12 protein-coding genes are annotated in these 13,575 nt (G+C 39.7%); 4 read left to right on the forward strand and 8 right to left on the reverse strand.

The window, feature by feature from the left end; all coding sequences use genetic code 11:
* Positions 1-59: 59 nt before the first annotated feature.
* Together FXW07_RS02820 and FXW07_RS02825 are read right to left on the reverse strand one after the other, a co-directional pair.
* A complete protein-coding gene (locus FXW07_RS02820) occupies positions 60-548 on the reverse strand; it encodes a MarR family transcriptional regulator (RefSeq protein WP_346655614.1) in 489 nt (162 codons plus the stop codon).
* Between the two features lie 916 nt (positions 549-1,464).
* Positions 1,465-2,328, reverse strand: coding sequence for a nitrilase-related carbon-nitrogen hydrolase (locus tag FXW07_RS02825; RefSeq protein WP_229393672.1), 864 nt, complete (start codon positions 2,326-2,328; stop codon positions 1,465-1,467).
* A 631-nt stretch (positions 2,329-2,959) separates the two neighbouring features.
* On the opposite strand from FXW07_RS02825, the gene FXW07_RS02830 reads away from it, so the two are divergent.
* Positions 2,960-4,423 carry an asparagine synthetase B gene (locus FXW07_RS02830; protein WP_229393673.1) on the forward strand — a complete coding sequence of 488 codons (1,464 nt, stop codon included), beginning with the start codon at positions 2,960-2,962 and terminating at the stop codon, positions 4,421-4,423.
* 346 nt (positions 4,424-4,769) lie between these two features.
* Positions 4,770-5,564, forward strand: a complete 795-nt coding sequence (locus FXW07_RS02835; protein WP_346655620.1) for a carbon monoxide dehydrogenase accessory protein CooC — start codon at positions 4,770-4,772, stop codon at positions 5,562-5,564.
* 50 nt (positions 5,565-5,614) lie between these two features.
* Here the strand turns inward: FXW07_RS02835 and FXW07_RS02840 are convergent, their stop codons facing one another.
* The 3 genes from FXW07_RS02840 to FXW07_RS02850 form a co-directional block, all read right to left on the reverse strand.
* The gene (locus FXW07_RS02840; RefSeq protein WP_229393674.1) at positions 5,615-6,190 is read right to left on the reverse strand and encodes a tetratricopeptide repeat protein; all 576 of its coding nucleotides are present in this window, start codon (positions 6,188-6,190) and stop codon (positions 5,615-5,617) included.
* A gap of 417 nt (positions 6,191-6,607) precedes the next feature.
* Positions 6,608-7,297 (reverse strand): class I SAM-dependent methyltransferase, encoded by a 690-nt coding sequence (locus tag FXW07_RS02845; RefSeq protein ID WP_229393675.1) that lies wholly within the window; start codon positions 7,295-7,297, stop codon positions 6,608-6,610.
* Between the two features lie 95 nt (positions 7,298-7,392).
* Positions 7,393-8,769, reverse strand: coding sequence for a NosD domain-containing protein (locus FXW07_RS02850; protein ID WP_229393676.1), 1,377 nt, complete (start codon positions 8,767-8,769; stop codon positions 7,393-7,395).
* A gap of 1,142 nt (positions 8,770-9,911) precedes the next feature.
* Between FXW07_RS02850 and FXW07_RS02855 the strand changes: the two genes are divergently transcribed.
* Positions 9,912-10,859 carry a phosphotransferase gene (locus FXW07_RS02855; RefSeq protein WP_048119400.1) on the forward strand — a complete coding sequence of 316 codons (948 nt, stop codon included), beginning with the start codon at positions 9,912-9,914 and terminating at the stop codon, positions 10,857-10,859.
* Between the two features lie 31 nt (positions 10,860-10,890).
* The gene (locus FXW07_RS02860) at positions 10,891-11,655 is read left to right on the forward strand and encodes an HAD family hydrolase (RefSeq protein WP_229393677.1); all 765 of its coding nucleotides are present in this window, start codon (positions 10,891-10,893) and stop codon (positions 11,653-11,655) included.
* Positions 11,656-11,864: 209 nt separating this feature from the next.
* Here the strand turns inward: FXW07_RS02860 and FXW07_RS02865 are convergent, their stop codons facing one another.
* Genes FXW07_RS02865 through FXW07_RS02875 form a run of 3 tightly spaced genes read right to left on the reverse strand, consistent with a single transcriptional unit; the run spans position 11,865 to position 13,539 of the window.
* Positions 11,865-12,227 carry a hypothetical protein gene (locus FXW07_RS02865; RefSeq protein ID WP_229393678.1) on the reverse strand — a complete coding sequence of 121 codons (363 nt, stop codon included), beginning with the start codon at positions 12,225-12,227 and terminating at the stop codon, positions 11,865-11,867.
* Positions 12,212-12,736 (reverse strand): class I SAM-dependent methyltransferase, encoded by a 525-nt coding sequence (locus FXW07_RS02870; protein ID WP_229393679.1) that lies wholly within the window; start codon positions 12,734-12,736, stop codon positions 12,212-12,214. Before FXW07_RS02870 ends, FXW07_RS02865 begins: the two co-directional genes overlap by 16 nt.
* Positions 12,733-13,539 (reverse strand): class I SAM-dependent methyltransferase, encoded by an 807-nt coding sequence (locus FXW07_RS02875; protein WP_229393680.1) that lies wholly within the window; start codon positions 13,537-13,539, stop codon positions 12,733-12,735. Before FXW07_RS02875 ends, FXW07_RS02870 begins: the two co-directional genes overlap by 4 nt.
* Between the last annotated feature and the right edge of the window lie 36 nt (positions 13,540-13,575).

The following is a 13,575-nucleotide window of genomic DNA, read 5'->3' on the forward strand; positions in this document are numbered from 1 at the left end:
CCCAGCTTCTTGAGTTTGAGAATTTGATTTCCATTGCCCCCCTTCAGCAGTATTTTTGTTCAGGCAGTATCATCAAGCTTCTTCAGCGTTGTAAACATTATTTGCAGGCTCTCCTTATATGCAAGGATATCTTCTTCATCCAGCCTTCTGAGAATCTCGGAGACATTTTCTTCAAGTTTTCCTATGAACCATTCCCTGTAAGCATTTCCCTTTTCGGTGAGAGAAATAAGGTTTTTTCTCCGATCCTGGGGGTCTTTTTTCCTGTAGACAAGCCCTTCTCTTTCCAGAGCATCGATCATACTTGTCAAGCTTCCCTTCTGAAGATCAAGGCATTTTCCCAGGGTTGTAGGCATAATATTGTCTGTTGACCCAATAATCATAATTGCTCGATTCTGATTTTTATTGAGGCTATACGGAATGTCACCTGCTTTGTGAAATATTTTAGCAAAATTTTTTTGAAACAGATTAATTATCTCAAACTGGAGTTTTACTGTTTCTTTTATCTTTTCTTCCTTCATTGTTATCACAGTAAGGAGTTTTACAGTCATAATTCGGATGATAAAGGCAGGATAGTAACCATTAGAGGTTTTTTACGAGACATTTTTTATCCAGTAGATTTGTTTGCGAGGTGTTTCTTAGTTGAATCTACTGGTTCTAATGGGCTTTACTTATTTTCTTGAGTTTGACTGGATTTTAATATCTCTATCATCCGAATGGCTGTTTTTAATCTTACTATTTGGTATCTTACTGTTAGATTTCAAACTAAAAAGGAACTGGGTTTATTTATATTTTATGATTTTGCAATTATTGTATATTTAAGCATCAGCCGCCCTTATACTACCAAATTTATTCCTGTTTCCCATTAGTTAATTGTAAAAAGAAAGTGAAAATTAACAGATCAGTGAAGTTAAAAACTTTAGCTGTCAATAAGAGAAATTAACAACTAAGACTCTACCAGAATTGAAAAATAAGATTCAACCAATTAGGATGAACCAGTTTCCTTTAAGATGAGGCTCTACCAAAATTGATAAAAATGCTCTAAAACCTAAAAAATCTGTTAAAATCACGTATTTTGGCATAAAATTACTTTTTAAGCCTCTAAAATAATACTTCAAAATACCTTTGAATACGAGTTAAGTTCAAAAATTGATATAATATTACATTTACTTTCAAAATTAGAATTTATTGCAATTTATTTTCATAACTTTCATAAAAACATAAATATTTAGTATGTTTTGAAAGCTCAAATAAAGTTTATTTCCTAATAAATAAGCTATTTATTGCTCCAATTCAAATTTTAGATAAAAACAAAGAATTAAATAGATTTTAAGTAATTATTATATAAATTTTTCAAGAAATAAGCTATGCTATTAAATATTAGCGGAAATAAAGGGATTATGTGAAAAATGGCAAAACCTCAGATGAGTAAGTAATACAGTTACAGAAATTATTATCGAAAAAAACTTAAATAATCTTTAGATCTTCAGAATAAAGCTCAATTCTCCGATTTTCAAAAACGGGAATCATTTTACGAACTTCATTCTTCCTGGACAGGTCAAGGTCATGCACTATTACGCACTCTTTATTGCCGGCATCGGCTTTTACCTCACCCCAGGCATCGATTATCATGGAGTTGCCGAAATAACTGCAGTCAGGAGCAGAACCTATCCGGTTACAGGCAATATGTGGGATCTGGTTTTCAATCGCCCTGGCCTTTGCGAGAATATTCCAGTGTTCAGACCTTGGATTGGGGAATGCAGCTGTGGTCACAAGCAGGTCAGAACCGTCAAGGGAAAGTTTTCTTGCAACCTCGGGAAAGCGGAGTTCATAGCAGATCTCAAAACCGATTTTCAGGTTTTGCTTTTTAAGAGAAATTGGCTCTATAGAGTCGCCTTTCGAGAAATAGTTGTTTTCGTTTTTGAAGGGATGAGTTTTCCGGTAACTACCTGCAAGGGTTCCTGACTCAAAGCAAAAGCCGAGATTGTAGTAAAATGGGGAATTACTGGAGTCCGAAAGAATAGAATTTTCAGAATCCGCAGGTGTTCCACTGTTAGAAGTCTCTTCCGAAACAACTTTTTCAATTACTGAGCCCATAATAATACAGTCATTGGCCTCGGAAAAACAGGCCAGGTTTTCAAGGAGAGGAGAAGGTAAGGTCTCTGCTGCATGGTCAAGATACTCGTAGCAAAACCCTGTTGAGAAGACCTCGGGTAAAACAATAAGTTCGGCTCCTTTTCTTACAGCTTTAAGGGCCATATGCAGAGCTTTCTCAAGGTTTTCCTGTTTTCTGCATTGCAGCACGTCCATCTGTATACAGGCAACTTTCATGTCATAAACACCAGCTAACCGTTAGCAAACGGCTTGAATCCTTTGAAGTAAAATTTCAAGTAAATAATATGAATTTGAAGAGACTATGAATTTGAAGAGACTATGAATTTGAAGAGACTATGAATTTGAAGAGACTATGAATTTGAAGAGACGAATTGAAAAAAGTGAATTTCAATTCATTGGTCATCAGTTAGGGATCTTATTTCTTCTTTACTTTTTGAATCAATACTTATATTTCAGTTAAATATCCTGCAACTTGCTGCGGGGATGGAAAACTTTCCCAATAACCTTTGTTAAGTAACCAATTTATATTTTAGCTATATTTATATTGTGAATGGAACTCAGACACAATCATTGTATATAAAATAAGATACAGCATGTTTTTTTGTGTGAAGTATCGTAAAAAGCTTATTTAGAAAACGCACATGAATTTTTCCAAATAGCAGGCACAAAAAATGAAAGTGCCTGCAGATGGCAGCATTTTCATGCTAAATAATTTGTAAATTTTTTGTCATTCATAAATTCACAGTTTTTACCATTTCGGATTTAGTATGTCCTTTTTAATATGGAAAAATGATAAATAGAGATAGAGCGCGTGTATACACCGAAGATAACGAAAAAAGGAGTAAACATGTGCGGAATAGCAGGAGCAGCAGGAACTCCTGATACAAATGAAGAAACACAAAGAATGCTTGCAGCCCTGGAGCATAGGGGGCCTGATGCTTGTGGAACCTATGAGGCTAAAGGACTGAGTATAGGAAATACCCTGCTTAAAATAACAGGCGACATGCCCCAGCCCCTTGTTGGAAAAGGGGCTCTGGTACTCAATGGAGAAATTTTCAATTTCAGGGAACTTGCAGCCGAACAGGGCATAAAAACTGATTCAGACACTGAAGTACTTTTTGCCCTCATAGAAACAAAGATAAAGGAAGGAGAAACACCTACAAATGCGATCTTTTCCGTGCTTTCCAGAGTAAATGGAGATTACGCTCTGGCTTATACCCTGGATAACGAACTTGTACTCGCCAGAGACCCTGTAGGAGTCAAACCTCTTTTTTATTATCTAGAAAAAGGAGCAGAAAAGCCTAAAATCGCTTTTGCTTCCGAAAAAAAAGCTTTTTCCCAGGGAAAACAGATAAAACCCTTTCCGCCTGGCAGAGTCATGTCTTTCGATATCAGAAATGGAGGGCTTGAAGAAAAATCCCTTACAATTGAGCCTCCGCAAGAAAGAATCTCAGAAGAGCACGAAGCTGCGTCCCGCCTGAGGACGGCCCTTGAAAAAGCTGTCGAGATAAGGCTTACAAAAACCGCAGGAATCGCGTTTTCAGGTGGTATTGACAGTACATTTTTAGCTGCCCTTGCAAAAAACATTGATCCTTCAATTTCTCTTTATGCCGTTGGGCTTCCAAATTCCCATGACCTTGTCCAGGCTCAGCTTGCGGCTGAAATTGCTGGCATGAGTGATTCCCTCAAGATCCATCTCCTTTCTGCTGAAGAAATAAAAGCTGCAATCCCGGATGTGATCTATTCGACGGAATCGACTGACCCTATGAAAATTGCAATCGGGCTTCCACTCTATTTTGTAGCGAAAACTGCAAAAGAAGATGGTAAACGAGTCCTTCTCACAGGTCAGGGCGCAGACGAACTTTTTGGAGGTTACAGCAGGCACGAAGGTTTTCTTGAGCAGGGTCCCGAGGTACTTGACAGAGCGATCTACTCAGACCTTAAAAACATTTCAACTATAAACCTTGAGAGGGACGATATGGTTACCATGGCCAACTCTGTGGAGCTCAGGGTGCCTTTTCTGGATAAAGAGGTAATAAAAACAGGACTTGCAATCAGCCCTGAACTTAAAGTCCTTAAAAGAGATAGCCTGTATATAAGAAAATATATCCTGAGAAAAGCAGCAGACAGTTTGCTTCCATCGGAACTTCTCTGGAAAGAAAAGAAAGCAATCCAGTATGGGACAGGAGTTCAAAAGGTACTTGACAGGCTTGCCCGCGAGGCAGGATTTTCAAAAAAAGAAGGAAACCATATAGAAAAGTACCTGAAACAGGTTGCTGAAGACGAGGGATTCGATTTCATATTCAGGTAAAGGAGTTCCCTGCTGAATAGGCCTACTGAATAGGCCCACTGAATAGGGGAATCAATTTTTTACCTGATAAATGTGGTCTTTATAATTTATCAAAATAACTTTTAACTATTTTTAAATATCTTTTTGATTCATATAAAACGAAAAGACTTTAAATAATACTCTCTAAGGAATAACGGGATGAAGCCAGAGATAAATAAACAAGTATAAACAGCTTGATGACTATATCCCTGCTTAGAAAACCACTATAGTTAATCTGAATCAACAATTAACCTGAATCAACAATTAACCTGAATTAACAATTAATCTAAAACATTTAAATTTAAATCTAAATTAATGTTCAGGGGGAATCTTCATAAAAATAGCAATTACCGGAAAAGGCGGCGTTGGAAAAACAACTCTTTCAGGCACTCTGGCCAGACTGCTTGCAAGGGACGGATACGAGGTACTGGCAATAGATGCAGACCCGGATATGAACCTGGCATCTTCGCTTGGGGTCGAAAATCCCCCAAAGCCCCTGACAGAATTCAAAGACCTGATTCAGGAAAGGGCAGGCGCCGAAGGCGGAGCTTTCATCTACAACCCTAAAGTCGATGATATTGCGAGTAAGTACGGAGTTATAGGGCCCGATGGAGTTAGAATGCTTGTCATGGGAACCGTAGACCGCGGAGGAAGCGGATGCATGTGTCCTGCCTCGGCTTTCCTGAGGGCTCTTCTCAGGCACCTTATGCTCAAGGAAAAGAGTGCAGTAATCCTTGATATGGAAGCCGGGATTGAACATCTCGGAAGGGGAACTACAAGAGGAATGGACCTCATGATCGTTGTAGTTGAGCCTGGAGCAAGATCGCTTGAAACGGCTGAGAGAATAAAAAAGCTGTCTTCCGAAATAGGGATAAAACACCTTGCTGCCGTAATTAATAAAGGAGGCTCAGGAAAAGTTAACGATAAACTTGAAGAGATGGGCATCCAGGTACTTGGAGAAATTCCCTTTGACACCATGTTAATGCAGGCCGATCTGGAGAAACGGGCTCCTATTGAGGTAGGCGGCGAAGCTGTTGACGCTATAGCAAAAATTAAGGAAAAACTGATGGAAATTGTTGAAGAGATCAGGAAAGAAGAAGAAGCTAGCAAGAGCAAAAAGTAAAGGCTGCTTGCCGGCCCTCATTTTCGTCTCATATTTCAAAAGTTCTTAATTTAATTGAAGCTGCTGTCCGGAGAGTCAGTTAAAGTTCCCTTTTTATAAATAACTTCCAGAAGCCTCAATTTCTTTTCTCTGATAAAAACATCAGTCGGATCGATATCAAGCGCGTTGTCATAACACTTCATAGCTTCCCCATATCTTCCAAGGCTTTCCAGAGCTGAACCTTTCTGACATAAAGAAAATACATCTTCAGGATTTACTTTCAGAACCTCATCATAAGACTCAATAGATTTCTCAAATTCGTTCAGATTGTTAAAGGCAAAACCTTTGAGGCACCTGATCCCCAGATTTTCAGGATCGATTTCAAGAGCCCTGTCATAGCAGTCAAGAGCTTCCTTTGATTTCCCCATCCTGTCCAGGGCGAAACCTTTCTGGATCCAGGCATCGAGAAACAAAGGGTCCAGAGTTAAGGCTTTATCGTACAGCCTGAGTTTGTCTTCGTAACTGCCAATCTCACCAGCTTTGATAAGGAGCTGCCTGAGATCCTCTGGTTCTTCGGTTTTTTCTGCCGCTTGCGACTCCTTTTGCTTTGCTTTATCCATCTTTTCACTCACGTTTTCTTCTGTCATATAGGAATCCTCGCTTTTCCAGTGAAAGCTCATTCCGGACCCCTTTCGGGTTTTTACCACACCTGGTTGTTTTTACATTTCACGCATGGAACCAGAGCTAAAACTGGTATTTTGCATTTTTTGTTTTCAATGAGATATACTTTTTCTGATTCGAATTTTCCCTAATATAAAAAAGCTACCTGTAACTGAAGGAGTACAGCCGATTCTTAAGCTCAGATGGAGGAATACGATCTATTTTTGGTTCTTCGTCATTCCCTGTGGATAAGATGATTTTCAATTCGAGATCGCATTGGTTTTTATGAAAACATTATGAGGATAGCCACACAAAACAACGAAGAGCCGAAATTATTTATTAACCGATGACCAATGAATTAGTTTTTGAATGACTGATGAATTAGTTTTTGAATGACTGATGAATTAGTTTTTGATTTTCATGTTCTTGAACAGGTTGGTTTTTTGTACTTGAACAGGTTTTTTGGCAGAAAGCACTACAAATCTTCCCTTCCCATGTCCTTCTTCCGGAAACTCAATACTTTCAATTTTCTCAGGCTGCCTGAAAAGGGTCTGGCAAACTTCAAGATTTTCAAAACCGACTTCCAGTAAGTATGTCGATAACTCTGCTGTCGAAAAAAAATGCGCTTTCGAAGAAAACCTGCCTTTTTTATTTCCGGATTCGAGATCGAGGCCCTGTGGGCTATCCCTATCAAGGATTCCGGCTAGTATTTGCCCACCTGGTTTCAATACCCTCAGAGCTTCCCTGAGTGCCTGGTTCGGATTTTTAAAAAAAGCAAGTGCAGTAACGATTAAAACAAGATCAAGCTTCTCTCTTTTAAAGGGCAGAAACTCAGCAACTCCAAGCATGACTTCCAGCCTGCGTTGCTTTGCAAGTATTGCCATAGCTCTTGCCGGTTCAAGCCCGAGTCTAACCCCAAGAGCCGAAGCGAACCTACCTGTACCAGCTCCAATTTCAAGAGCTTTTAATTTCTCGGGATTTTCGGGTAGAAAAGTTCTCAGGGCAAGAAGTTCGGATTCATATGCAGGCTTATATTTCTCATACCATACATCGTATTCTTCTGCACACCTGTCAAAGCTCTCCCAGAATCCCATTAAATCCCCATAACCCCATTAAATCCCCACTCCCTTCAATGGCTCATGTTCTTTCTGATTCCTTAAGTTTCCTCAGCCTTTTTCATCTTCAGAATTTATTCTCTTTTTCTATACAGGAAGACCGCAAGAAAACCGAAAATTCCATAAATCAATTCAAAACCAGGTAAACTCTTAATTTTATTCAGCCCGGTATCTTGAGTATCGCTTCCCTCAAGAACAACTATTATGTAACTTTTTGAAGCAGTTCCGTTTTCGTTGCTTGCGGTAAGATTAACGGTATAGGTCCCAGGCTCTGCAAATGTATGAACCGGGTTTTCGTCCGTCGAATCAATATTTTCATCACTTTCAAAATCCCATTTTCTTTCGCTTTCATTATTCGAAAGATCGGTAAACTGGACTGAAAGAGGAGGGTGACCACTAGTTACATTGGTACTGAAATTTGCAACAGGAAGAATCGGATTCTTCACTTTAGCGGCTACAAGAGGCATGCGATCAACGTAATCACTGTTTTCAATCTTGTAGACCTTATCAGCAATGCCGTCCCCATCTGTATCAGGCGTGATTTCCGAGGGGCCCAGTCCATTGGGTTGTGACCAGTAGTTTCCTGCAAGATAAGATCCACCAACAATGTTAGTGCCCGGGGTTTTTTCTATATAGTATATGTTGTCGGTTCCGTTATTAGGTACGGCATTGACAGTATTATTGAAGTAGTTATTAAGAACACTATTCTTGTCACTTTTAGGACAGATAAAAAGCCCAAAAATCTCATTTGAAGTGATAGTATTTCCTGAGATCTTATTGTTATCCGAATTGCCCAGGTAAATGCCTCTACCGTTATCTGAAGCATTATTTTCTGAGAGGGTATTGCTTACTCCAGTTGAAAGCACGAGCCCATAATCTTTGTTTTCAGAGAGCGTATTATTTGAGATTACATTCCCCTCAGAATTTGGAACATAGAATCCGTACCTGTTTTTTGAAGCTCGGTTTCCGGAGATTGTGTTATAGTTAGACTGCTGAGCGACAACTCCCTTATCTCCTTTTCCAATCAGGTTATTGAGAATTAGATTATAATCCGAATTCTCCAGGTACACTCCAACAGTATTATTCAGCAATCTACTATTCTCAATGGTGCAGTTTTTGCACTTATACATATAGACCCCTGCATGGTCTTTATGTGCCTCCATTATTTTAAACCCGCTAATCGTAACTTTGTCTGACTCTACATTGAACACATCTAAGGCCGGGTTTTTAGCCATTATTATTGTATTTACAGGATTTCCAGACTCTGATTTTATTACCAGGTTATGTACGGTTACATTTATGTTCTCGGTATAGGTTCCAGGCTTTACAATTATCACATCACCTGAAACCGCACTGTTTACAGCAGCCTGTATGGACTCTCCTGACTTGACAAAGATTTCATTTGCAGTTCCAATACCAGAGCTTAATATCAGGATAAAAAAAACTAACAACAAGGTAATTAATTTACTTATTCTAATCCCTCCATCCACTCAAAAAAAGATGAAATTTTCTAATCAAATTTGCTTTAAGTGGCTGTCTAAGTCACGGATAATTATCCGTGTAAATGCTCTTATTTATCTAAAGTGAGTTTTTTGTTATCTAAAGTGAGTTATGTTGTTATCTAAAGTGAATTCTGTTGTTATCTAAAGTAAGTCCTTTTACAATAGCGTATAAGATTGCTTTACTCGATCCTTATTAAAAAATATACAGAAACCCACATGCGTTTATGCATACAATTTGCTTTATCTTTATAGAATATTTCATCCAAATTGCCAGAACAGGGGGAATAATGTATAAAGTAATATAAATATGCTGGGTTTAGTTCAACACAAATTAAAAATAAAAATACAATGTGAGTGTACGCTAAACTTGATGATATTGAGTGATAAATGACAAAAGCAAAGTTGCGCTGGCGCGCCCCCCAGCAAGCTAGCGGGTTATTCGACTGAAATAAAGGGTCATCATTTCAAAATCGCCACTCGTAAAAATGATCAAAAATGAAATGTCAACATTCCAACTATAGGTTTGTTAATTATTCCCACCAATTTACATTACCCCATATTTTGTATAGGCAGTGTGATTGTCTCGAAGGCGATTTGGCATCCGTGATCAAAGTCACGTTTGAGCCTTTGATGGCAATTCACTTGCTAGTTTTTTGACGGCTTCAAGAACCTAAATAAGTACAACCTTCCTGCCCAAGATAATGACGAAGTTGAAGGGTAAAAAAGGTAGGGTGAGAGTTCTTTCATTTTTTGAGTATGTAATTCGAAGAATTTCATGTGCATTTTTTGAGTATTCCTGAGTGACTCGCTTTACAGGGGCTACTGAGAGGAAAGAGAATACAACAAATGGTTTGATGTAGGCGGGCCCGAACTTGAGAGCGGATAAGATCCTTACATTTAAACACCAACAACAATATAATATATATCAGTATATTGTTTATTCAAATATAGTATACTACTGTCATTATTGTAGAATATCAAAAATAAAGCTGGCATCTGCTCTCTAACAAAAATATACCTGGATATAAGAGCACATTGCAAAGAAAAGATACAATTGTGAAGTATTTATGGATAAGTGGGGGTAATTTGAATTGGCATCCCGCCATGTTAATACTTTAAACCCTGGTGATCCTTTTAGGGACTGGCTTGTTGAAGAAGTTGTTGGGGATAGGCTACGGAATAAAAATTGCTCTGTTAATGTTTTTAAATACAACTCTTCCCATACGGTCTGCAGGTACCAGTTCAAGAGTGAACACTTCAGCGTTATGGCAAAGTTTTTTGCCGAACCTACTGGTCAGTTGAAAGATTATAATCCATATAAAGGCATGATGAATGAGTACCGGAACCTTAGAAAGGCTGCGTCGGTAATAAATGTTGCAAGACCTCTTGCAATCAATAAGAAGTTCAATTGCGTCCTTGTAACGGAACATATACCTGGAAAATCTCTGGGCTGGTGTATCAGGCACGAAGAAAAAAGATATGAGAGGCTTGCTGCAGTTGCGCATATGCTCCGACAACTGCATGATAACACAAAATCTTCCTATAATAAGGAAAATGAATTCAGAAATTATCATGATGTCCTGGGCCATCTGAAACTGGACCATGACACTAGAGAAACTTTCAATAAATTACTTGGAGAATGGTGGTATAGCCCCCTGCTCGACAGGGAATACGGATGCATGGTTCACAGGGATGTCAACCTTTCCAATTATATTTTCTGCAAAGACAAGCCTTATGCCCTTGATTTTGAAAGCTCCTGGTTCGAGGCACATCCTGTAAGAGATCTCGGAATTCTAGCTGCAGAACTTAAAAACGAGTTCGAACTGCATATGGGGGGAGGAGAGAAAGCTGAACCGTATATCGGAAATTTCCTCTGGGAATACAGCAGCAATGAAAAAGATTTTTACTATATTACCAGAACTTTGCCTTTTTTCATGAGTATAGGGCTCCTTCGCTCGGCAAGGCTTCACCAGAGCGACTATAGAAATTATCTCATTAGAGAAGCATGTGAATGTTTAAAGGCAATTAATTACAGATAAAACATGAAGTAGAAACTTAAGCAAAAGGGATATGGGAGGAAAGAACATATCGGAGAATTACGGACCTGAGGTAAGCAAGGATGAAGTTACATTTCTTAGTCATTCTCTTGCAAAGGGAGAGGAGGCATTTGAGAGCTGCCATATAAAAGGGGTTATCTTTGACTGCTATGAGACCCTCATTGACATTCACACTGACGAGCATAGCCTGGAGACATATAAAATACTGAGCGCATGGCTTGCCTATCAGGGAGTGAAAATCGAGCCCGAAAAGCTTTGGGATACGTACATGTTTAAGGTCAGACAGAAAATGGAGATTTCCAGGGAAGTGTACCCAGAGATCAAGGTAGAGGAAATCTTTGCAGAGATCTGCAGGGAAAATTCGGTCTGGAATATTGACGAAAACAGCCTGGGAGTAGAAGCTTCAAGGGTCTTTCGGGCAGCTTCTATAAGGAAACTCCGGGCTTTCCCTCAGAGCATCAAACTGATTGAACATTGCATAAACATTCCCAAATGTGTAATCTCCAATGGGCAAAGAGTTTTTTCTGAACTGGAACTCAGGTTCCTCGGGCTCCACGATTATTTTGACTTTGTTATCTTCTCATCGGATGTAGGGTATAAAAAACCTGACCTCAGGCTTTTTATGACTGCGCTCAAAAGGATGGGCCTTGAACTCGAACCCAAATGTGTCATGTCAATAGGAGACTCTGACGAAAACGAGCTAGCGCCTGCAAAAAAACTGGGAATGCGCACCATGAATATTAAAGAAGCCTGGGAACAATTCGGATTGACAGATTGATTCCATAAAATTTTCTGTCTTTAAAAAAGTAATATTGGGTTTAAAAAAGTAATATTGGGTTTAAAAAAGTAATATTGGGTTTAAAAAAGTAATATTGGGAAGAAGATTCGCTCAGTGATTCTCCCAATCATTCATATTTACTGTTCTCTTATTTTTCTTCCTGCACATTTTTTATCCTTCACACTTTTTATGTAAACTGCCAGAAATCCTCAGGCAATACCTGTAAACTCTTTTCTTCGAACAGACGGATTCCACCAGACCACAGCGGAGCGGTATTTCCTGACACATGGACCTTCTCCGGAGTCACGGTACAATGCTTCTCGAATAATCTCCTCAACTTCAGGTGTGACCTCTGTGTAGATTGAGTAGAAAACCCTGTACATTTTGAGCATGTTCTCAGGTGACCTCAGACTTGTATAATTAATAAACCTAACATGAGGAACTCTTCCACATGTGTAAAGGAGGTTATAGATCAAAGGGTATTCCGGGTACTGAGGACGAGGTGTATTGCCCATGATTTTCTTCCAGAGTTCGGCTTCAAATGTCTGCCCTGTGCCTACCCCACAAACCAACAGCAGTGCCCCTGTGTTACCTCTTCCATCCGGCTTATCTGGGTCATAATGTCACGAAACATCCATATGACTGTTGAAGTGATAGTAAGGTCATACCGTCCCCTGATATCTTCGATGTTCACATCCTGCCAGATTTTTGGGATAATATCATAGTTATCCACTCCGGCTTCCACAGCATTTTGAGAGATCATACGGATCATTCCCTCTGCAGGCTCAATAGCAGTTATATGATCAACTTTCTTTGCAAAGGGTATTACAAACGTTCCCGGACCTGCACCAACTTCAAGGACCCTTGAACGAGGAGAAACAACTCCATGTAGGGCAAGTGTAGAGTATACTGACTCTCCGAACTCGTAATTATTTGTCCGCCTGGATTCTGAATAATCCTCTGCCCTTTCATTCCAGTCATTGAGTTCATAGTCCCTGAACATAATTTTAGACCGGGTATCATAACTGTCTTCCCAGCATCTGACCCAGTCTACAGGAGCTATAAGTGAGTCGGAAGTCATGCTACCTTCCACCATAGTAAACCCATCCTGCCTCTAACCTGATACATGCCCTCATTAGCGTGATTGTGCACGTATTCCTGAATAATCTCTTTGTCCCTGGAGTCCAGAGGTCGATGTTTCTCAACAAGTTTCTCAACCGAAGTAACTGCCGAGGTAACCGACCGATTAAGTGTGTAATCGATCACATCAACGTTCGGGTACACTCCAGAATCATTGAGAATATTGAAAACCGTGATGAACTGATCAAACTCACCCTCATTGATCCCAAGAGCTTCCATTAGTTTAAGGGTCTCTGAAGGAGCCTCAAATCCATGAGCAAGACAACAGTACCCTCTGGATACTGCTTCCATCCGTCGGATCTGCGAAAGGATGTCCGAAAATTGCCAGAGCGCATGACAGCAGATCACCAGATCATAGTTTTTCGGATAAGCTGCCTCATCCACTTCCTGCCAGGTCTTAAGGATTACCTCAACATTGGAAATCCCTCTGTTCTGCGCATATGACATCAATGCTGCTGCCATCTTCTCCGCAGGCTCGACAGCGGTCACCCGGCATACCCTCTCTGCAAATGGTATCGTTATTGCTCCTGGGCCTGATGCGATATCTAAAATATGCCAATCCTTCTGCAGCAGCCCTTCCTTTTCAAACAGGTTGAGGATATTCCGGCCATGATTACAGTCACTTGCCAGTACCATATCAGAATAATCCTCTGCCCTTTGATTCCAGTAGTTTGTGGTAGAAAGCCTATTCATCTCATCGATGCCTGCAGCCCAGGCTGTCTCCCAATCGATCTGCATAACCATATTATTCCTTCAAAAATGTTAATTAACTAAAAATTA

Source organism: Methanosarcina sp. DH1, from assembly GCF_020804205.1.
GTDB lineage: Archaea > Halobacteriota > Methanosarcinia > Methanosarcinales > Methanosarcinaceae > Methanosarcina > Methanosarcina vacuolata.